This is a genomic window from Planococcus massiliensis (assembly GCF_000821325.1).
GTDB lineage: Bacteria > Bacillota > Bacilli > Bacillales_A > Planococcaceae > Planococcus > Planococcus ruber.
On sequence record NZ_CCXS01000001.1, the window covers coordinates 1,197,307 to 1,215,392 of the forward strand.

The following is an 18,086-nucleotide window of genomic DNA, read 5'->3' on the forward strand; positions in this document are numbered from 1 at the left end:
AAATGGAGAAAATTTTACAAGTAAAAGACCTCGAGCTTTCCTTTAACACATTTGGTGGGGAAGTCAAAGCGATCCGAGGCGTTAACTTTGATTTATACAAAGGTGAAACGTTAGCAATTGTAGGAGAATCCGGTTCTGGTAAATCGGTTACGACAAAATCGATCATGCGTTTATTGCCTGATCATTCAGCTGAATTTAAAAATGGAGAAATCCTATTTGGCGGCCGTGATCTGACGAAATTGAGCGATAAAGAAATGCAGAAGATTCGTGGAAAAGACATTTCGATGATTTTCCAAGATCCAATGACTTCTTTAAACCCGACGATGCCGATTGGCCGTCAAATTACTGAACCGTTATTGAAACACCAAAAAATTGGCAAAGAAGAAGCGAAAAAAGTAGCGATCGATTTGCTTCGCCTTGTTGGGATGCCTAAGCCAGAATTGCGGATGAAGCAATATCCGCACCAATTCTCAGGCGGTCAGCGCCAACGTATCGTAATTGCCATCGCCTTAGCCTGCAATCCGCAAATCTTGATTGCGGATGAGCCGACTACGGCACTCGATGTTACGATCCAAGCGCAGATTCTAGAGCTGATGAAAGACCTTCAGAAAAAAATCGACACATCGATCATTTTCATAACCCATGATTTAGGGGTTGTTGCGAATGTAGCTGACCGTGTAGCTGTTATGTACGGCGGCAAGATTGTGGAAATTGGAACAGTGGATGAAATTTTCTATAATCCACAGCATCCATATACATGGGGACTATTAAGTTCAATGCCTTCATTGGATACAGAAGAAGCGAAATTATATGCCATTCCAGGAACTCCTCCGGACCTTTTGGATCCGCCTAAAGGAGATGCGTTTGCACTTCGCAGCGAATATGCATTGCAAATTGATATGGAGCAAAACCCTCCATTCTTTAAAGTCAGCGATACACATTCTGCTGCAACTTGGCTCTTGCATCCGGATGCTCCGCAAGTGGATCCTCCTGCGACGGTTATCGAGCGCATGAAGAAATTTCCGGGAAGCCGATATTATGAAGGGGGCGCAATTTGATGGCAGAAAAATTACTTGAAATCAAAGAGTTAAAACAGCATTTTAATGTAGGCAAACCCAATGAAGTAAAAGCGGTAGACGGCATCAGCTTCGATATTTATCGCGGTGAGACACTTGGATTGGTAGGGGAATCCGGTTGTGGGAAATCTACAACTGGCCGCTCGATCATCCGATTGTACGATGCAACTTCAGGCGACGTTTTTTATGAAGGCGAAAACGTACATGGCAAGAAATCCAAGAAAGATTTGAAAAAGTTCAATCGCAAAATGCAGATGATTTTCCAGGATCCTTATGCTTCCTTGAATCCTCGTATGAAAGTCATGGACATTATAGCTGAAGGCATTGATATTCACGGCCTGGCTAAAAATGCAGCAGACCGCAAGAAAATGGTTTTTGATTTGCTCGAAACAGTTGGATTGAACAAAGAGCACGCGAACCGTTACCCACATGAATTTTCAGGTGGACAGCGCCAGCGTTTAGGAATCGCCCGCGCACTGGCGGTAGAACCGGATTTTATCATTGCCGATGAACCGATTTCTGCCCTGGACGTTTCTATCCAGGCGCAAGTGGTTAATTTATTGAAAGAATTGCAAGAAGAAAAAGGGTTAACGTATTTGTTTATCGCCCACGATCTGTCGATGGTTAAATACATTTCAGACCGTATCGGCGTTATGTATTTCGGTAAAATGGTTGAGTTGGCTCCAGCAGAAGATTTATATAACAATCCAATGCATCCTTATACTCAATCTTTGCTTTCAGCCATTCCGCTTCCAGATCCGAATTATGAGCGCAACCGGGTCCGTAAATCCTACGACCCTGCTATCCATAATTACACGGAGAAAGACGATGTGAAGATGAGAGAAATCACCCCTGGGCATTTTGTACAATGTTCAGAAAGCGAATTCCAGTCCTTGAAAGCATCTGCTGCGGTAAAATAATATAAAGTAAACGATGATTCCATACTTTGGAATCATCGTTTTTTTCTTTCAATTTATTGAAATAATGATAAAATTAAACTACAACAGGGAGAGGGTGCATGGCAACAATGAAATGGACAAAATTAACAATTACTAGCGCACTGATGCTAAGCACATTGGCATCCACTACAGTTATGGCGGCTGAAGATAAAGAGGCAGCTCCTGACTTTACAACACGTACATATCATTCACTAGAAGTGAATGAAGAAATTTTAGCTACTTCACAATTATTTAAATACGATTCCGGACTGACTTTTGAATATCCTGATGCAGTAAGAGGCATTTTTGTAACGGGGCATTCTGCTGGGGGCGAGCGTTTTGAGAAGCTGGTTGATTTAATCGATACAACGGACCTAAACGCCATGGTAATCGATTTTAAAGAAGATATGGGTTATCTGACTTACAAGCCGGAAGAAGGATCACCGCTGGCGAAATTGGGCATTGGACAGCCTTTTATAAAAGATCCGCGGGCAGTACTGGAAAGAATGGAAGAAAAAAAGATTTACCCAATTGCACGAGTGGTTGTCTTTAAAGATTCGGAATTGGCAAATGCTAAACCCGAGCTTTCATTTGTCGAAGGCAATGGAGTATGGAAGAACGGGAGAGGCGAGTCGTTCGTCAATCCATTTTTGAAAGAAGTCTGGGACTATAATGTCCAAATTGCAATCGAAGCGGCGAAGCTTGGGTTTAAGGAAATCCAGTTTGATTATGTGAGATTTCCTGAAGGGTTTGAAAAACGTGCAGACACGCTTCAATATTCAATGGGTGAATATGCAGACTCTGATTTAGATCCTGTTCAAAGACGAGTAGAAGCTGTCACAGATTTTGTAGCCTATGCCAGAGAACAGCTTAAACCGTATGATGTAGAAGTTTCGGTGGACATCTTCGGCTATTCAGCGACACTTCCGGAAGCGCCTGGAATTGGACAGAACTTCTCTCGAATTTCTGAGAACGTGGACGTCATTTCTTCTATGATCTATCCAAGCCACTGGACTTCTTATTTTGGCATTGCGAAACCCGATTTGGAGCCTTATAAGCTAGTTTCTGAATATGCAAAAGTGGAAAACAAAAAACTGGGCGAATTGAAAGATCCACCGGTATCGCGTCCATGGCTTCAAGACTTTACCGCTTCCTATTTAGGGGCAGGAAATTACTTGAACTACGGGAAAGCGGAAGTGGAAGCCCAGATCAGAGCCTTGCATGATAATGGCATTGACGAATACCTTCTATGGAATGCCGGCAATAGTTATTCACCCGGCGTGGATTATACACCTGAATAATGGAGCAGCATGATGCAGCCGCAAGAGGAAAAGCGCCAAATTCCTCTTGCGGCTTTTTAGTGAATAAGAAAAATAAAAGCTTCCGGACTTTTTCTCAAGCAGACGAAACTATTTAAAAGGTGAAACGTACTATAAAGAGAAGACTTTATTTTCAAATCTTCACTTGTAATTGAGAATAAATTTTTTTCACAATAGGGTTTAATAGGGACAGGATGCGGGTATTTTTAATAATATGTACGAGAGAATGAAGCCGTGAAATTATAACGATAATGTGACAAACCCTACAAAAATAATAGTTTTTTTGTCTAAGGTATGTTCAATTGAAAGCTAATATTGTATAATGAATGTAGAGCTTCTATATTATAGTGATTCTAATTTAATAAATTTCTAATATGATTTAACTTGAATCCGAAAGGAAGTGTTCCACTATGATGGTAACTCTATTTACTTCTCCAAGCTGTACGTCTTGCCGGAAAGCAAAAGCGTGGCTAGAAGAACATGAAATTCCATATACTGAACGCAATATATTTTCTGAGCCGTTAACAATCAGCGAGATCAAAGAAATCTTGCGCATGACAGAAGACGGTACAGATGAAATAATTTCGACTCGCTCGAAGATTTTCCAAAAATTAAATGTTGATGTCGAGAGCCTGCCTCTACAACGCTTATATGAGTTAATCCAAGAACATCCAGGATTGTTGCGCCGTCCGATTATCATGGACGAAAAGCGTCTCCAGGTTGGATACAATGAAGACGAAATTCGCCGTTTCCTTCCGCGCAAAGTTCGTGCTTACCAATTGCTCGAAGCGCAGCGTATGGTGAACTAAAAAAGCTACGTAAGCTGTCCAGTCTTTATGAACTTTCATAAGGAAATTATGGACAGCTTTTCTTTATCTAAAATAGTTGCATAATTTGGTGAAATAATCTAGACTCGTATGTACTTAAGAGTTCCTGAATGATTCAGGCAGAAACTTTTTCTTCTCTTAGGAAACACGATATACTAGTACTAGTAAGATAAGACAAGCACGGCATAGAAGGACGATCCTCTTAGTCCATTTCGAAAGGAGAGGTGTAAAATGGAAATCGAAAGAATCAATGACAATACAGTTAAATTTTACATTTCCTATCTCGACGTTGAAGAACGGGGTTTTAGCCGTGATGAAATATGGTTTAACAGAGATAAAAGTGAAGAGCTTTTTTGGGAAATGATGGATGAAGTGAATGAAGAGGCCGACTTTATAATGGAAGGGCCTTTATGGATCCAAGTCCAGGCGATGGATAAAGGACTTGAAGTGACGGTTACCCGTGCACAATTAACGAAAGACGGGCAGAAGATCGATATGCCTGATGATATAGAAGAACGCCGTAAAATGTTTTCAAGCGATGATGCCAACACAGCTGATTTCGATGAATTCGAACCGGTTTTTGATGAACCGGATGTGAAAAAACTTGAATTTACTTTTGCTTTCAACGATGTAGACGAGTTGTTGCCAATTGCACGGCGCTTAATGTATGTGCCGATTGAATCTGCCTTGTATCATTTCGAAAACAAATACTACTTGCATGTGAGCTTTGACGATCTGCTTCATTCTGAAGACGATGTCAAAGACAATACAAGCATCATTTCCGAGTACCTACAAAGTTCACCTCTAACAATTCACCGGTTAGAGGAATATGGCAAAGAGATCTTTAAACAAGATGCTTTGTCGAACGTTCTCTATTATTTCGGATAAAATCCCCTTTCGAGGGGATTTTTTTATTGCTTATATTCGGGAATATTCTTACAATTGAGTGGGAGGTGTTTTCGATATTAATCGCATCATTAGCCAATCGATCCATTATTAATCTTTCACACATTCATCAAAAGGAAAGTCTTCTGGCTCTTCGGGAAAAAGAACGGTTCTATTGTTCCCGGTGCCATACACCGGTCGTCTTAAAAGTCGGCGACATAAAAATCCCCCATTTTGCCCATAAAACGCTTTCAGGTTGTGACTACTCCCATGAACCTGAATCTTCCTTGCATCTTCACGGTAAACTTTCACTCCTTCAATTCTTCCAAAACCGTCAATTACAATGTGAACTTGAAAAATTCTTGCCGGCTATTCGCCAACGGGCAGACTTGCTCGTAGAAGGGCGAACAGCGATCGAATTCCAATGCAGTACGATTCCCCAAAAAGATGTGGTTCATCGGACAGAAGGCTATTTGCAGCTTGGAATTGAGCCTATCTGGATTGGCGGCTTGGATGATCCCCCTAATGAATCCATCCAAATAATCCGGCTGAAAACCTATGAAACCGAATTGTTTCAGCACAAGGGCCAAAATCCATATTTGCTGGCTTTTTGCCCTAGCGAGAATCGCTTTTATTATTATTCAAATTTGTTTTATGTGAGCGGCAGCCGAAGAATTGGCAAAGTGAAATCTTTGGATGCTTCACGCCAATCGTTTCCATTTGCTGTACCAAAGCGCCTGAGCAAAGAAGAATTCGCACAGGTTTGTGGACTATTCTCCAAAACTCGGCAGCAATTCATTCAAAGCCAGCTGTTTGCAAAGAACCGGATGCAAAATCTTTTTTGGCGTGCCTGCTATACGCTCCAGCTGGATATGAAAAAGCTACCGATTTCCATTGGACATCCGTTTATCGGTGCAGAAATCTTTCCGCAGCATGCCGTCTTGTGGCAGTTGCTTGCCGTTGAAGCGTTCAACGGGCAGATTTCAATGGCAAAGCTAATTGAAAGCGGCAAACTTGTATTGGCAGATCCGGGCCATTTTGAGAAAGCGGTAGCCTTGCTGGAACAATACTTGGAGCTTTTCGTTATTTTGGCGAGCCAGCCAGATAACTTTACAATGATGTATGAGCTTTTATATGATTACTATTGCAATAGCGTATGAAAATTGAGAAAATAAGCTATAGTTCGACTCCCGAAAGAGCGGGAAAAGGAGGAAATGGAATGGCTGAAAAATTATTGCTCAGAGATGAAGTACCTGCAGAACTTACATGGAAACTGGAAGATATATTTGAAACCAATGAAGCGTGGGAACAAGAATTTAAAGAAGTGGCGGAACTCGCGGAGAAATCCGAATCCTATCAAGGGAAATTGAAAAACGGGGCAAATGCTTTGTACGAAGTGCTGGTGTATAAAGATGAATTGATCCAGCGCCTGCAGCGCCTATACACGTTTTCGCACATGCGTTATGACCAGGACACGACCAATTCAACCTATCAGGCAATGGACAGCCGCATTAAAGCATTTTATGCAAAAGTGGCGACCGGCTTGTCATTCTTGACTCCAGAAATTTTGGCAATCGAAGAATCGACGTTAGCGTCATTCATTGAAGAACATGACGGGTTAAAATTATACAAACATGCCCTCGAGGAATTGAATAATATGCGTCCGCACGTGTTGCCTGCTGAACAAGAGGCCTTGCTTGCGCAAATGTCCGAAGTGGCAAACTCTTCTTCTGAAACGTTCAGCATGCTGAACAATGCAGATTTGGAATTTCCGGAGATCGAAAATGAAAAAGGCGAAAAAGTGCAGATTACTCACGGAAACTATTCGAATTTCCTAGAAGGCACTGACCGCCGAGTCCGCGAAGACGCATTTAAAGCGGTATATGCGACTTATGGCAAATACCGCAATACTTTTGCTTCCACCTTATCAGGAAATATTAAGCGCGATAACGTAAATGCACGCATCCGCAAATACGAATCCGCTCGCCAGTCCGCTTTGTCTGACGACCATATTCCGGAAAGCGTTTATGATAATTTGGTAGAGACGGTCAATAAGAACCTCCATCTGCTGCACCGATATGTGAAATTGCGCAAAGAAGTTTTAGGGCTTGACGAAGTTCATATGTGGGACATGTACACGCCGCTTGTTAAAGAAGTGAAAATGGAGATCCCCTATGAAAAAGCGACAGAAATCATGCTTAAAGGCCTGGAAGCGCTAGGTGAGGAATATACCGGCATTGTGAAGCACGGCATTGAAAACCGCTGGGTAGACGTCAAAGAGAACAAAGGGAAGCGGAGCGGAGCCTACTCGTCAGGTGCTTACGGCACAAACCCGTATATTTTGATGAACTGGCAAAACAACGTCAATAATCTTTATACCTTGGCACATGAGTTCGGGCATAGTGTGCACAGCTACTACACGCGTTCAAACCAACCGTACGTCTACGGCGATTATTCGATTTTCGTCGCTGAAGTAGCTTCGACGACGAATGAAGCCTTATTGAATGAATACATGGTGCGGACTACTGAGGACGACCAGGAAAGAATGTATTTGTTGAATTACTGGTTGGATGGGTTCCGCGGCACCGTCTTCCGCCAAACGATGTTTGCAGAGTTCGAGCATTTAATCCATAAGATGAACCAGGACGGAGAAGCTTTGACGGCTGACCGCTTGACCGAAGTTTATTACGATTTGAATAAGAAATACTTCGGGGAAGACGCGGCAATCGACGAAGAAATCGGTTTGGAATGGACGCGGATTCCACATTTCTACTATAACTATTACGTCTTCCAATACGCTACAGGATTCAGTGCAGCGACTGCTCTCAGCAAAGGCATTTTAGAAGAAGGGCAGCCGGCAGTTGAACGGTACATCAACGAGTTCTTAAAAGCAGGAAGCTCGGATTATCCGATCGAAGTGTTGAAAAAAGCGGGCGTCGACATGACATCGCCTGAACCGGTGGAAGAAGCTTGCAAAGTTTTTGAACAAAAACTCAACGAACTGGAAAAATTATTGCTGAATAAATAAATGCAAAAGGAGCCGGAGTACCAGCCGGCTTCTTTTTTGTATATCAATATAATAAAAAGGGACATTTAAGAATTTATCTTTACAGCAATATGACAAATTTGTGAAATCCTTTGTGAATTATTGCATTAACTATTATTCCGTGATAAAGTTAGGTTGTGAAATAAATCACATACAAACATACACCCCTTTGTTTGAGCGTGAACATTTCTCCCATCCCCTTTGTGTAATACCGAAAGGCGCCTTCCGGACGTGGAAGGCGCCTTTCACTTTGCCGATTTTTTCACTTAAATAGAAAAAATAGCCTTTCGCAGCTGCGAAAGGCTATTTTAATGTCCATAAAGTCTGGCCGGGCAAATTGATGCGTTCGAGTTTTTGCTGAAGCAATTGCTTTTTCAATTCCCGTTCCGCATTTTGCTCCGAAATATTGTAGATGGAAGCAATTTCTCCTGTAGCCATTGTGGAATATTTGATAAATAATTCATCCAAAGAAGGCGGAGACTGCCGATTTAAATTTTCTTCTCCGGACATTTCTTGAAGAATGGTTTGATAGACATCATATGAATAAAGTCCAGTCACTTTGACACCTTCGTCTTCAATGCATTCATTGAAGAAAACGACACTCGGCACTTCGTCAATTTCCATTTCCCGTGTGATCTGCAAATCGCATTGGAACGCTTTCGCCGTATTGACTGAGTGGAAATCCTGCTTGAATTCCTCTAAATCCAATTCAGATTCGCCGGCAATCGAAAGCAAAACGTCATAAGAAGAAACATCTTTTGTCTTCAACAAGAGATGTTCCTGAAGTTTATGCAAGAATCGGTTGCCTGCTCGTCTCCCTTGAAGTTCAGCAGCCTTCACGGCTACGGAAGCAAGGACAGGATGGGAAAGGTTCTCGGTATCGATATTCGGTGCTTGGGCAGCATTATTAAGATTAAACAATTTTGTACTTAAAACGAATCGCATCGAAAAGTATTGGCCGTATTCGATTTGAAGTTTACGGACGATGGATTGCAGCTCCCAGCATTGCGGATTTAACGGATCGAGAAAAATGTAAAGTTCCATGGGCTTCGCCGGCTTCGGGAGATCCGGGCTTTCCTGAGTCAGATCTAATTGATTCACACTAACTCCTCCTCGCTATCTTGCTCATTCACCATGTGGTGAGCAGTCAAAACAAGACGTTGGTAAAAGACTTCGCGGAATTTGCCTGTCAATCCCACTTCATCCATCGCTTCGCTCATGCACTCAAGCCAAGCCTGTGCCCGCTCCGGCGTAATCGGAAACGGATGATGGCGTGCCTTTAGCCGCGGATGGCCGTGCTCTTCAGAATATATATTGGGTCCACCTAAATATTGGGTCATAAATTGTTTTTGTTTTCGAGCTGTTTCAGTAAGATCCTTAGGAAAAATAGGCTCAAGCTTGGGATGCTTTGCCACTCGCGCATAGAACGCGTCAATTAACTGCGACAAGCGTTCCGCACCAATTTCTTCGTACGGAATAATTGGTTTTCCAGTCATTATTGAGTCTCCTTTGCTTTAGCTGTAGATTCATTCTATCAACGCAACGGAAATTTCTCAAATAAATCGATTGAAAGTGGAAAAGACAGGGAATAGGGTTAGGCTGAAATTTGGATCAAGACTGAATGGATTTCATGAATCGGGCAATTTTTTTATCGGCAGGACGCAAAGGGATATCCTGTTCTTTTAAGAATTCCAGAAACTGTTTGCGGCCACGTTCCGCATTTTGCACTTCAAATTCCACTTCATAGTCTTCAGATTCGCCGTATTCGGAGTGATCAATGACCAATAAGCCATCTTTATAAGGAAATTCGATCCGGTGGGTCGTCAAAGAACCGAATCGTTCAAGGCCTTTTTCCTCGACGCCCAATTCATCTAGAGCCGCGCTGACTTCCGGCGCATGAAACGAAACGCCTTCCAGCATGTTCTGGGCTTGCTCTGCCGTTAGGGAATCGGTAATTTCAAAGTTTCCTTCCGGAGCGGGGGTTTTCAGAGTGCATTCAAAGTTTTCATCTTTTACACGAATGCGCAGTGCGCAGCGCTTCGCTTTTAAGTCGAACTCTTTTGTGTCGAAATAATGGTTGGTCTGCGTTTGGATCTCTTCCGCCTTCACGTCGAAAGTTTTCAATAAGCGGCTGTATTCCTGTTGGTCCAACATGTTTTTGTATTCAATCTCAAGTTCTTTTGTCATTTTAGCTTCACCTCATCATTTGTATTTATTATGGGATAATTTTAGCTGAACTGCAACGGACAGGGGAGCTGTGTTAAAATATGACTGTAGATAAAAACTGGAAAGGATGCATCCCTTTGCGTAAATTAGTAGAAGTATCAGCGGGCCTCATCGAAGGCAAAACCATCCAATTTCAAGTGAATGCGGCTGAACCTGCGGAAGCAGTTGAAGCAGCCGGGAAAATGCTGACGGATACAGAAGCGTGTGCTTTTGTCTATCTGGCCGATACCGGAACCGAATATATTTATGTGCATTTTAAAGACCACACTTGGCCGCTTTTAGCGGAAGCGTTGAAGCGAACGGAAGTTGTTCCTCTATTGGTTTGGGGAAAACAAATCATGCCTTTGGATGCATTTCACGAAGAACTGGGCATGCTCCTTGAAAATATCGAAGGCAACGATAATTATGCAGAAGAATTCCGTACGGCCGTCGAAGAAGTTTTTCATGAGAGATTGGCTTCACAAGCTTAAAGAGGGTTAGGAGGATTGGGTATGGGCCAATGGGATCGTTTTCTAGCACCGTATAAACAAGCGGTGGATGAATTGAAGATTAAATTTAAAGGCATGCGCCAACAATTTGAAACGGACAATACAAATTCGCCGATTGAATTCGTCACAGGCCGTGTAAAGCCGTTGGCAAGCATTTATGATAAAACCCTTGAAAAAGGGATCGCATTTGAACCGTCGGAGGAATTGGCGCATCAGATGCAGGATATTGCAGGGCTTCGCATGATGTGCCAATTTGTCGGAGATATCCAAACCGTCGTCACCTTGCTGCGGCAGCGGAACGACTTGCGGATCGTTGAAGAGAAGGACTACATCTCCCATGAAAAACAAAGCGGCTACCGCTCATATCATGTCATTGTGGAATACCCGGTCCAAACGATCAATGGGGAAAAGCTGATTCTCGCTGAAATCCAGATCCGGACGCTGGCGATGAACTTCTGGGCTTCCATTGAGCATTCGCTGAATTATAAATACAAAGGCGTTTTTCCCGAAGAAATCAAAAACAGGCTGCAGCGTGCTGCAGAAGCGGCTTTCCAGCTGGATGAAGAGATGTCGCAAATCCGTGACGAAATCCAGGAAGCGCAAGCTTACTTTACGGAATTCAAGGAATCTTCAGGTACACATTTTCCTACAGGAAGAGAAGGGGGACCATCTAAGCGATGAAATTTTTTATCATATCGAGAACCGATGAACTTTCAAATGAATTGATGGCGACTGCGCGGGAATATTTGCAGGACTTTGGGTTGGAATGGAGTGAAGAGGCGCCGGATGTTGTGCTGTCTATTGGCGGAGACGGAACTTTCCTGCATGCATTCCATAAATACCGGGATCAATTGGATACAGTGGCTTTTGTCGGGATACATACCGGCCACTTAGGGTTTTATGCAGACTGGAAACCGATCGAGATTGAAAAGCTAGTGTTGTCGATTGCGAAAAAAGAATACGAAGTTATCGAGTATCCTTTGCTTGAAGTCAGCATCCACTATTTAAACAAAGCCGAACCGTCCGTGTACTTGGCACTGAACGAATCGACCGTCAAATCGCCGGATGTCACGCTAGTAATGGATGTCTTTTTAAATGAAGGGCATTTTGAACGTTTCCGGGGAGACGGGCTCTGCATGTCCACGCCTTCGGGCAGTACCGCATACAATAAAGCGCTGGGCGGAGCCATTATCCATCCATCGCTTCACGCGATGCAGCTGACGGAAATGGCATCGATCAACAACCGCGTTTTCCGAACGGTCGGCTCTCCGTTAGTGCTGCCAGCCCACCACAGATGCGCGCTTCGGCCGGTGAAAGCGCCGGATTTCATGGTCACCGTTGACCATCTGCAACTGCTCCATAAAGATGTGAAGTCCATCGAATACCGGGTAGCGGATGAAAATGTCCGATTTGCCCGTTTCCGTGCCTTCCCATTCTGGAAACGTGTACACGATTCATTTATCGATAGCGAGGTTTAAAAGTGGAACAAATGAACGCATTTCAATTAACTTATCCCGTGAAAACCTCCATGCTGCTGCGCGATGCGTTGAGCGGCTGGGGGATTTCCAAGCGGACTTTGGCATCTGTAAAATATGGCGGCGGAAAAATCCTGGTGAATGGTCGTGAAGTAACGGTCCGGCATGTCGTTGAACAAGGCGATGCCGTGACCGTTATTTTTCCTAAAGAGGAATTGGGAGGAGGGCTGCAGGCGGAAAGCGGCCCGTTGAAGATCATTTATGAAGATGAAGCTCTGCTGATTGTAGATAAGCCGCCGCTTCAAAATACGATTCCTTCAAGGGAGCATCCTACAGGGAGCCTGGCCAATATTGTCGCCAAACATTTTGAAGACCACGGCGTGCCGGCAACATTGCACATTGCTACCCGGCTTGACCGTGATACTTCAGGGCTCGTATGCATCGCGAAAAATCGCCATATCCATCATATGCTCTCGATGCAGCAAAAAGAAAAAATCATGAAAAGGCAATACGATGCACTGGCCCATGGAATTTTTGAAGAGAAACAATTTACGATTACGGCGCCGATAGGACGCAAAAACTCCAGCATCATTGAACGGGAAGTCCGTGAAGACGGGCAGTTTGCTGAAACCGAAGTGGAAGTGATTCGGCAATTCGATGCCTATGCACGGGTGAAGCTGCAATTGAATACGGGCAGAACGCATCAAATCCGCGTCCATTTAGCCCACATCGGCCATCCTTTAGTGGGCGATGATTTGTACGGGGGCATTCGCGACATCATTCCTCGCCAAGCTTTGCACTGCAGCAAGCTCCAGTTGCTGCACCCGGTCACGGAAGAGCCATTCGCCTTTTCTTCTCCATTAAACGAAGATATGGAGCAATTGATTCACGTATAGCGGTGAAATTTTTCAGGCTGGAACGGCTGCTTTGATGGGACAGAAACCAGTTCCTTTTCCGGGAAGCGAAAAGCGGTGAGCGAGCCGCCAAACACACAGCCGGTATCGATATTGGCCGTCCGATTGATGATATAGGGTTCTTCTGTCGGCGTATGGCCGTAGACAATCCATTTAGCGCCTTGGTAATTTTCCGCCCAGTCTCTTCTGACGGGGCGGCCATCGGCATGGAATTTGCCGGTCGTATCTCCATAAAGAACAAAAGCCGCAATGCCTTTGCTGATTTTTGCTCCGACCATTTCTTCTTTGATGCCGGCGTGGGCAACTACCAAATCTGGGCTCAGCTGCAGATAGAGCGGCAGTTTTTCGTAGAACTGCAAGTAACGGGTCCGGAACTCCGACTGCTCTTTTTTTGGCAGCCGCTGCCACTCGTCGAGCGTATTTTCAAGTCCGTGGCCAATCTGGACTTTATTGCCTTTAAAAAACCGATAGAGTTTGTTGCAATGGTTTCCTGGGGAATAGTATAAGATGTCTGCGTCCTGCATTTTAAATAAGAGGTGCAGGACATCAAGCGAGGCAGGGCCGCGGTCCATTGCATCTCCGACGAACACAAGGCGGCGGCCGTCTGGATGCAAGTAAAGCCCGCCTTGTTCCCGGTATCCAAGTTCACTGAGTAAATCCAGAAGTTCCTGGTAGCAGCCATGAATATCGCCAATAATATCAAATCCCATGAAAAAACACCTCTTTAATCTTGATTATCTTTATACATAGTGTAACGTATAGAATGGTGAAATTGTGTGTTGAGATTAGGGAAGGAGGGAGTACGCCAAATGGAAGAAATGAACCAGAATGATCGTGAAATGGATCATGAAATGATTCTAGGTCTTCTGAATCGAGGGGACGTCGAAGGCTTCAGAGAAGAGTTTTTGACGCATCATCCCTATGATCAGGCGACATTTTATGAAAAGGCAGATCAAGATATCCGGCATTTGATGTATCAGTATCTCTCTCCGAAGGAAATGGCGGATATTTTTGAAGCCATTGAAATTGATGACGATGAATACGAAGATCTCTTCAAGGAAATGAATGCCAATTACGCATCGGACTTGCTATCACATATGTACACGGATGATGCAGTGGATATTTTAAATTTGCTGAACAAAGAACAAGTGGCTACGTATTTGACGATTATGGAAAAAGAATCTGCGCGGCAAATCAAAGATTTGCTCCATTACGAAGAATATACGGCTGGTTCCATCATGACGACGGAGTTTGTTTCCATCCCGAAAAACTCCACTGTCCGGTCCGCGATGAATATCCTGCGGAATGCCGCGCCGAATGCGGAAACCATTTACTATGTTTTTGTTGTCGATGAAGACAAACGCTTGTCGGGAATCGTTACCTTGCGCGATTTGATCGTTTCGGATGAAGATACGCTGATCGGTTCGATCATGAACGAACGGGTGGTCAGTGTTTCGGTCAGCGAAGACCAGGAAGAAGTTGCCCGCATGATCAAAGACTATGACTTCCTGGCGATGCCGGTCGTTGATTTTCAGCAGCATTTGCTCGGCATCATTACAGTCGATGACATCATCGACGTTTTAGATGAAGAAGCTTCAGACGATTACTCGAAACTGGCTGCAGTATCTGATATGGATACGTTTGATAAGGGGCCGTTTACGGCAGCGAAAAAACGGCTGCCTTGGCTGATTTTGCTGACATTCCTCGGAATGCTGACTGCCAATTTGATGGGAATGTTTGAAGCGACGCTTGATAAAGTGGCGCTCCTTGCCGTCTTTATCCCGTTAATTGCCGGGATGGCGGGGAATAGCGGAACCCAAGCGCTGGCCGTTGCCGTCCGCGGGATCGCGACAGGCGATATCGAAGAAGAAAGCAAGATGCGGCTCCTGTTCCGGGAAGCAGGCACTGGATTGATTACCGGAATCGTCTGCGGAGCGGTCGTGGTTGGCCTGGTGTATTTTTGGAAAGGCGAGTTGCTGATCGGCGCTCTTGTTGGAGCAGCGGTCTTCGGTTCGATCTTTGTCGCCACTTTAGCCGGCTCTTTTATCCCATTGTTGATACACCGGCTAAAAATCGACCCTGCTGTTGCTTCAGGGCCTTTCATCACCACGTTGAATGACATCATTTCGATTTTGATCTATTTAGGATTGGCTACAACATTTTTAGGGCAGCTATAGAAAAGTGCGAATTGCACTTTTCTTTTTTATGAGGTAATATTAGTACCAGGTAATAATATAAAGCTACAAATGATGATTAGAATAAGAATTGCAGGAGGAATCGGAATGTCGATATCATTGGAAGGCAAAACTTACGTAATTATGGGAGTAGCCAATAAACGAAGCATCGCTTGGGGAATCGCGCGGTCTTTGGATCAATCCGGAGCACGCCTTATCTTTACTTACGCAGGAGAACGGTTTGAAAAATCGGTCCGCGACCTTGTCGCGACGCTTGACGGGAACCACGACATCATTTTGCCGTGTGACGTAACGAACGATGAAAGCGTGGAAAACTGTTTTTCTACTATTAAAGAACAAGTCGGCACAATTGATGGGTTGGCGCATTGCATCGCTTTTGCGAAAACAGAAGAGCTGGCTGGGAATTTCTCTGATACGTCGAGAGATGGATTCTTATTGGCCCAAAATATCAGTTCGTATTCATTGACGATTATTGCCCGCCATGCAAAACCGCTTATGTCAGAAGGCGGCAGCATCATCGCGCTCACATATATTGGGGGAGAACGCGTTATGCCGAACTACAATGTCATGGGAGTGGCAAAAGCTTCTCTTGAAATGTCTGTCCGTTATTTGGCTGCAGATCTTGGACGCCAAGGAATTCGGGTCAATGCTATTTCTTCCGGGCCAATCCGGACGTTGTCTTCTAAAGGCGTGAGTGATTTCAACAGCATCCTTCACGAAATTGAAGAAAAAGCACCGCTTCACCGCAATACGACGCCGGAAGAAGTCGGCGATACCGCCGTCTTCCTTTTCAGCAATATGTCTCGGGGCATCACGGGCGAAACGATTCACGTAGACAGCGGCTATCATATCTTATAAGTGAAGAAAAAAGAGGCCATCGCATAAAAGCGATGGCCTCTTTTTACATAACGTTTTTTTCCATGGCACGGTGGGGAATCCCAGCGTCCATAAACTCGGGGGAAGTGACGGTGTAATTCAATTTTTCATAAAATGGAATGGCGTAAGACTGGGCATTAAGCTTTAAGGTTAGAAGCCCGGCTTTACGCGCGTATTCCTCCATTTCATTCATCATCAACACCCCGACATGCAAACCGCGGTATTCCGGAAGCACGCAAACACGTTCAATTTTCCCGACGCCCATGTCCGTTTCCCGGATGCGCCCTGCAGCGATTGGCTGTTCTAATTCATAGCCGATAAAATGGACGGCTGTGTCGTCATATTCATCCAGCTCAAGGTGCACAGGGACGCCTTGTTCTTCTACGAATACTTTTCGTCTAATGTCAAAAGCGTGTTCTTTTTCTAAAGGAGTTTCTGCGATTTTAGCTTTTTGCAATTATTCCTCATCTCCTGTTAACCGGAATGTATCGTACACCGTCCAAGATCCGTCTTCCAATTGGTACAGCAGGTGGATGCGGTCGATGACTTCTTCATGGTTGACGCCGACCATTTTTAATTGGCCGAAGATATCCGCGTGCTCGGAATCGGACATTTTTTGTGCGATTGTAATGTGCGGCACAAATGAGAAACGTGCCGGGCCGCCAAAAAAGTCAGAATGGAGATCCTCATGCAACGCTGTAATTTGGGAATTGTCTTCAATTCTGAAGTAAAGCGTATTTGTCAACGGTGCAAAACTGCTGACGCGGGTGGCATGGATTTTAAAAGGTTTATGCCGTTTCGCAATTTTAGATAATTCTTCTGAAATATCTTTAATCTCAGCATCGTCCGCTTCAAACGCATCTTTGAGCGTCATATGCGGCGTGATCTGCTCATAATGCGGATCGTACCGCATGCGGTATGAGTTTGCTAAATCTTGAAGTTTTTTGGATGGAAAAGCGACAACTCCGTATTTCATAATATGACCTCCTCGTCAGTAATTCCTATTTCTTATTTTATTATACCAAAAGAAACTTGAAAATTGTGAATGGCCGGTCAAACGCCGAAATTTTGTACAAGCGCACGCTTTAAGTCGGGCTGCCAATGCTTCCAAGTGTGGTCTCCATCGAATTCTTCATAGAAGACCGAAAATCCTTTCTCTTTCAGCAATTTGTGCAAAGTCCGGTTAGGTTCCAGGAAGTCGGCGGTGCCGCCATTGCTGAGCTTCACAGCGGTTTCCCCGGTCCCGATCACGTGATAGACTGTAAAAGGATGCGCAGATTTGAAATTCGATACTTTCTCCAACAACTCCTCGCCGACTTTTGGCGATTGGAGAATGACACGGCCAAAAATATTCGGGTAAGTTAGGGCGGCACTCAATGAAACGGTCGCGGCAAGCGAATCGCCGATCAAAGCTCGTCCCATGCCTACCTGGTAGGTCGGATATTTTTCGTCAAGGAACGGAACGAGTTCGTGGGCTAAGAAACGCAAGTAAGCCCCGTGCTGTTCTCCGGTCGGTTCGTATTTGATGCTGCGTTCTTTCACGCTTTTATACGGGATGCCGACAAAAATAATATTTTCAATTTCTTTATTCTCCAATAATTCATCTGCCACTCTAGGAGCACGGCCTAATTGAAAATAGTCCTTGCCGTCGGATGCGATGACCAATGTGTATTTATATAAAGGTGAGTAATTATGGGGAAGGTAGACCAACAATTGCATGTCTTCTTGCAGCGCTTCACTGTAAATCGTTAAATCTTCCACTGTGCCTCTGTTCATAGATGAACCTCCTATACTATTCTGTACGAAAATTGTAACATATTC

Annotated in this window: 20 protein-coding genes; 13 read left to right on the forward strand and 7 right to left on the reverse strand. The window is 44.3% G+C overall.

Annotated features, from left to right (window positions below):
• The first annotated feature begins 2 nt into the window (after nt 1-2).
• The 7 genes from BN1080_RS05735 to pepF all read left to right on the forward strand — a co-directional run bounded on the left by BN1080_RS05735 (nt 3) and on the right by pepF (nt 8,073).
• On the forward strand, nt 3-1,058 hold the full coding sequence (locus BN1080_RS05735) for an ABC transporter ATP-binding protein (protein ID WP_052650973.1): 1,056 nt from the start codon (nt 3-5) through the stop codon (nt 1,056-1,058).
• A complete protein-coding gene (locus BN1080_RS05740) occupies nt 1,058-1,996 on the forward strand; it encodes an ABC transporter ATP-binding protein (RefSeq protein ID WP_052650974.1) in 939 nt (312 codons plus the stop codon). The genes BN1080_RS05735 and BN1080_RS05740 overlap by 1 nt, the downstream gene beginning before the upstream one ends.
• Nucleotides 1,997-2,169: 173 nt before the next feature.
• Nucleotides 2,170-3,315, forward strand: a complete 1,146-nt coding sequence (locus tag BN1080_RS05745) for a putative glycoside hydrolase (RefSeq protein ID WP_407674799.1) — start codon at nt 2,170-2,172, stop codon at nt 3,313-3,315.
• Between the two features lie 431 nt (nt 3,316-3,746).
• Nucleotides 3,747-4,142 (forward strand): transcriptional regulator SpxA, encoded by a 396-nt coding sequence (spxA, locus tag BN1080_RS05750; protein ID WP_006829729.1) that lies wholly within the window; start codon nt 3,747-3,749, stop codon nt 4,140-4,142.
• Between the two features lie 249 nt (nt 4,143-4,391).
• The gene (mecA, locus tag BN1080_RS05755) at nt 4,392-5,048 is read left to right on the forward strand and encodes an adaptor protein MecA (RefSeq protein ID WP_052650975.1); all 657 of its coding nucleotides are present in this window, start codon (nt 4,392-4,394) and stop codon (nt 5,046-5,048) included.
• Nucleotides 5,049-5,074: 26 nt separating this feature from the next.
• Nucleotides 5,075-6,205, forward strand: a complete 1,131-nt coding sequence (locus BN1080_RS05760; RefSeq protein WP_110925587.1) for a competence protein CoiA — start codon at nt 5,075-5,077, stop codon at nt 6,203-6,205.
• 59 nt (nt 6,206-6,264) lie between these two features.
• The gene (gene pepF, locus BN1080_RS05765) at nt 6,265-8,073 is read left to right on the forward strand and encodes an oligoendopeptidase F (protein WP_052650976.1); all 1,809 of its coding nucleotides are present in this window, start codon (nt 6,265-6,267) and stop codon (nt 8,071-8,073) included.
• Between the two features lie 321 nt (nt 8,074-8,394).
• Here the strand turns inward: pepF and BN1080_RS05770 are convergent, their stop codons facing one another.
• The 3 genes from BN1080_RS05770 to BN1080_RS05780 all read right to left on the reverse strand — a co-directional run bounded on the left by BN1080_RS05770 (nt 8,395) and on the right by BN1080_RS05780 (nt 10,278).
• A complete protein-coding gene (locus BN1080_RS05770; RefSeq protein WP_052650977.1) occupies nt 8,395-9,192 on the reverse strand; it encodes a ClpXP adapter SpxH family protein in 798 nt (265 codons plus the stop codon).
• Nucleotides 9,189-9,587 carry a globin domain-containing protein gene (locus BN1080_RS05775; RefSeq protein WP_052650978.1) on the reverse strand — a complete coding sequence of 133 codons (399 nt, stop codon included), beginning with the start codon at nt 9,585-9,587 and terminating at the stop codon, nt 9,189-9,191. Before BN1080_RS05775 ends, BN1080_RS05770 begins: the two co-directional genes overlap by 4 nt.
• Before the next feature lie 115 nt (nt 9,588-9,702).
• Nucleotides 9,703-10,278 carry a CYTH domain-containing protein gene (locus tag BN1080_RS05780; RefSeq protein ID WP_052650979.1) on the reverse strand — a complete coding sequence of 192 codons (576 nt, stop codon included), beginning with the start codon at nt 10,276-10,278 and terminating at the stop codon, nt 9,703-9,705.
• 116 nt (nt 10,279-10,394) lie between these two features.
• Here BN1080_RS05780 and BN1080_RS05785 point away from each other — a divergent pair, with 116 nt between their 5' ends.
• Genes BN1080_RS05785 through BN1080_RS05800 form a run of 4 tightly spaced genes read left to right on the forward strand, consistent with a single transcriptional unit; the run spans nt 10,395 to nt 13,176 of the window.
• Nucleotides 10,395-10,787, forward strand: coding sequence for a UPF0738 family protein (locus BN1080_RS05785; protein ID WP_052654433.1), 393 nt, complete (start codon nt 10,395-10,397; stop codon nt 10,785-10,787).
• Nucleotides 10,788-10,808: 21 nt separating this feature from the next.
• Nucleotides 10,809-11,486 carry a GTP diphosphokinase gene (locus BN1080_RS05790; protein ID WP_052650980.1) on the forward strand — a complete coding sequence of 226 codons (678 nt, stop codon included), beginning with the start codon at nt 10,809-10,811 and terminating at the stop codon, nt 11,484-11,486.
• Entirely contained in the window at nt 11,483-12,283 is an 801-nt protein-coding gene (locus BN1080_RS05795; protein WP_052650981.1) for an NAD kinase, read from the forward strand. Before BN1080_RS05790 ends, BN1080_RS05795 begins: the two co-directional genes overlap by 4 nt.
• Nucleotides 12,284-12,294: 11 nt before the next feature.
• The gene (locus BN1080_RS05800) at nt 12,295-13,176 is read left to right on the forward strand and encodes an RluA family pseudouridine synthase (RefSeq protein ID WP_052654435.1); all 882 of its coding nucleotides are present in this window, start codon (nt 12,295-12,297) and stop codon (nt 13,174-13,176) included.
• On the opposite strand, the gene prpE is transcribed toward BN1080_RS05800, so the two are convergent.
• Entirely contained in the window at nt 13,167-13,904 is a 738-nt protein-coding gene (prpE, locus tag BN1080_RS05805; RefSeq protein ID WP_052650982.1) for a bis(5'-nucleosyl)-tetraphosphatase PrpE, read from the reverse strand. The genes BN1080_RS05800 and prpE overlap by 10 nt on opposite strands.
• A gap of 99 nt (nt 13,905-14,003) precedes the next feature.
• Here prpE and mgtE point away from each other — a divergent pair, with 99 nt between their 5' ends.
• Together mgtE and fabI are read left to right on the forward strand one after the other, a co-directional pair.
• Complete coding sequence (gene mgtE, locus BN1080_RS05810; RefSeq protein WP_052650983.1) at nt 14,004-15,371, forward strand: magnesium transporter; 1,368 nt, start codon at nt 14,004-14,006, stop codon at nt 15,369-15,371.
• Between the two features lie 105 nt (nt 15,372-15,476).
• Nucleotides 15,477-16,247 carry an enoyl-ACP reductase FabI gene (gene fabI / locus BN1080_RS05815; protein WP_052650984.1) on the forward strand — a complete coding sequence of 257 codons (771 nt, stop codon included), beginning with the start codon at nt 15,477-15,479 and terminating at the stop codon, nt 16,245-16,247.
• Nucleotides 16,248-16,290: 43 nt separating this feature from the next.
• Here fabI and BN1080_RS05820 read toward each other — a convergent pair whose 3' ends face one another.
• The 3 genes from BN1080_RS05820 to BN1080_RS05830 all read right to left on the reverse strand — a co-directional run bounded on the left by BN1080_RS05820 (nt 16,291) and on the right by BN1080_RS05830 (nt 18,041).
• Nucleotides 16,291-16,722 carry a GNAT family N-acetyltransferase gene (locus BN1080_RS05820; protein ID WP_052650985.1) on the reverse strand — a complete coding sequence of 144 codons (432 nt, stop codon included), beginning with the start codon at nt 16,720-16,722 and terminating at the stop codon, nt 16,291-16,293.
• Complete coding sequence (locus tag BN1080_RS05825) at nt 16,723-17,241, reverse strand: YjcG family protein (RefSeq protein ID WP_052650986.1); 519 nt, start codon at nt 17,239-17,241, stop codon at nt 16,723-16,725.
• A gap of 77 nt (nt 17,242-17,318) precedes the next feature.
• On the reverse strand, nt 17,319-18,041 hold the full coding sequence (locus BN1080_RS05830; protein WP_052650987.1) for an alpha/beta hydrolase: 723 nt from the start codon (nt 18,039-18,041) through the stop codon (nt 17,319-17,321).
• Between the last annotated feature and the right edge of the window lie 45 nt (nt 18,042-18,086).

What these genes read in the sequence shown, in the direction of transcription:
- BN1080_RS05745 (WP_407674799.1), top strand. Translation starts at nt 2,170, where the DNA reads ATGGCGGCTGAAGATAAAGAGGCAGCTCCTGACTTTACAACACGTACA.
- BN1080_RS05800 (WP_052654435.1), top strand. Translation starts at nt 12,295, where the DNA reads ATGAACGCATTTCAATTAACTTATCCCGTGAAAACCTCCATGCTGCTG.
- mecA (WP_052650975.1), top strand. Translation starts at nt 4,392, where the DNA reads ATGGAAATCGAAAGAATCAATGACAATACAGTTAAATTTTACATTTCC.
- pepF (WP_052650976.1), top strand. Translation starts at nt 6,265, where the DNA reads ATGGCTGAAAAATTATTGCTCAGAGATGAAGTACCTGCAGAACTTACA.
- prpE (WP_052650982.1), bottom strand. Translation starts at nt 13,904, where the DNA reads ATGGGATTTGATATTATTGGCGATATTCATGGCTGCTACCAGGAACTT.
- BN1080_RS05735 (WP_052650973.1), top strand. Translation starts at nt 3, where the DNA reads ATGGAGAAAATTTTACAAGTAAAAGACCTCGAGCTTTCCTTTAACACA.
- BN1080_RS05775 (WP_052650978.1), bottom strand. Translation starts at nt 9,587, where the DNA reads ATGACTGGAAAACCAATTATTCCGTACGAAGAAATTGGTGCGGAACGC.
- fabI (WP_052650984.1), top strand. Translation starts at nt 15,477, where the DNA reads ATGTCGATATCATTGGAAGGCAAAACTTACGTAATTATGGGAGTAGCC.
- spxA (WP_006829729.1), top strand. Translation starts at nt 3,747, where the DNA reads ATGGTAACTCTATTTACTTCTCCAAGCTGTACGTCTTGCCGGAAAGCA.
- BN1080_RS05830 (WP_052650987.1), bottom strand. Translation starts at nt 18,041, where the DNA reads ATGAACAGAGGCACAGTGGAAGATTTAACGATTTACAGTGAAGCGCTG.
- BN1080_RS05795 (WP_052650981.1), top strand. Translation starts at nt 11,483, where the DNA reads ATGAAATTTTTTATCATATCGAGAACCGATGAACTTTCAAATGAATTG.
- mgtE (WP_052650983.1), top strand. Translation starts at nt 14,004, where the DNA reads ATGGAAGAAATGAACCAGAATGATCGTGAAATGGATCATGAAATGATT.
- BN1080_RS05825 (WP_052650986.1), bottom strand. Translation starts at nt 17,241, where the DNA reads ATGAAATACGGAGTTGTCGCTTTTCCATCCAAAAAACTTCAAGATTTA.
- BN1080_RS05740 (WP_052650974.1), top strand. Translation starts at nt 1,058, where the DNA reads ATGGCAGAAAAATTACTTGAAATCAAAGAGTTAAAACAGCATTTTAAT.
- BN1080_RS05780 (WP_052650979.1), bottom strand. Translation starts at nt 10,278, where the DNA reads ATGACAAAAGAACTTGAGATTGAATACAAAAACATGTTGGACCAACAG.
- BN1080_RS05790 (WP_052650980.1), top strand. Translation starts at nt 10,809, where the DNA reads ATGGGCCAATGGGATCGTTTTCTAGCACCGTATAAACAAGCGGTGGAT.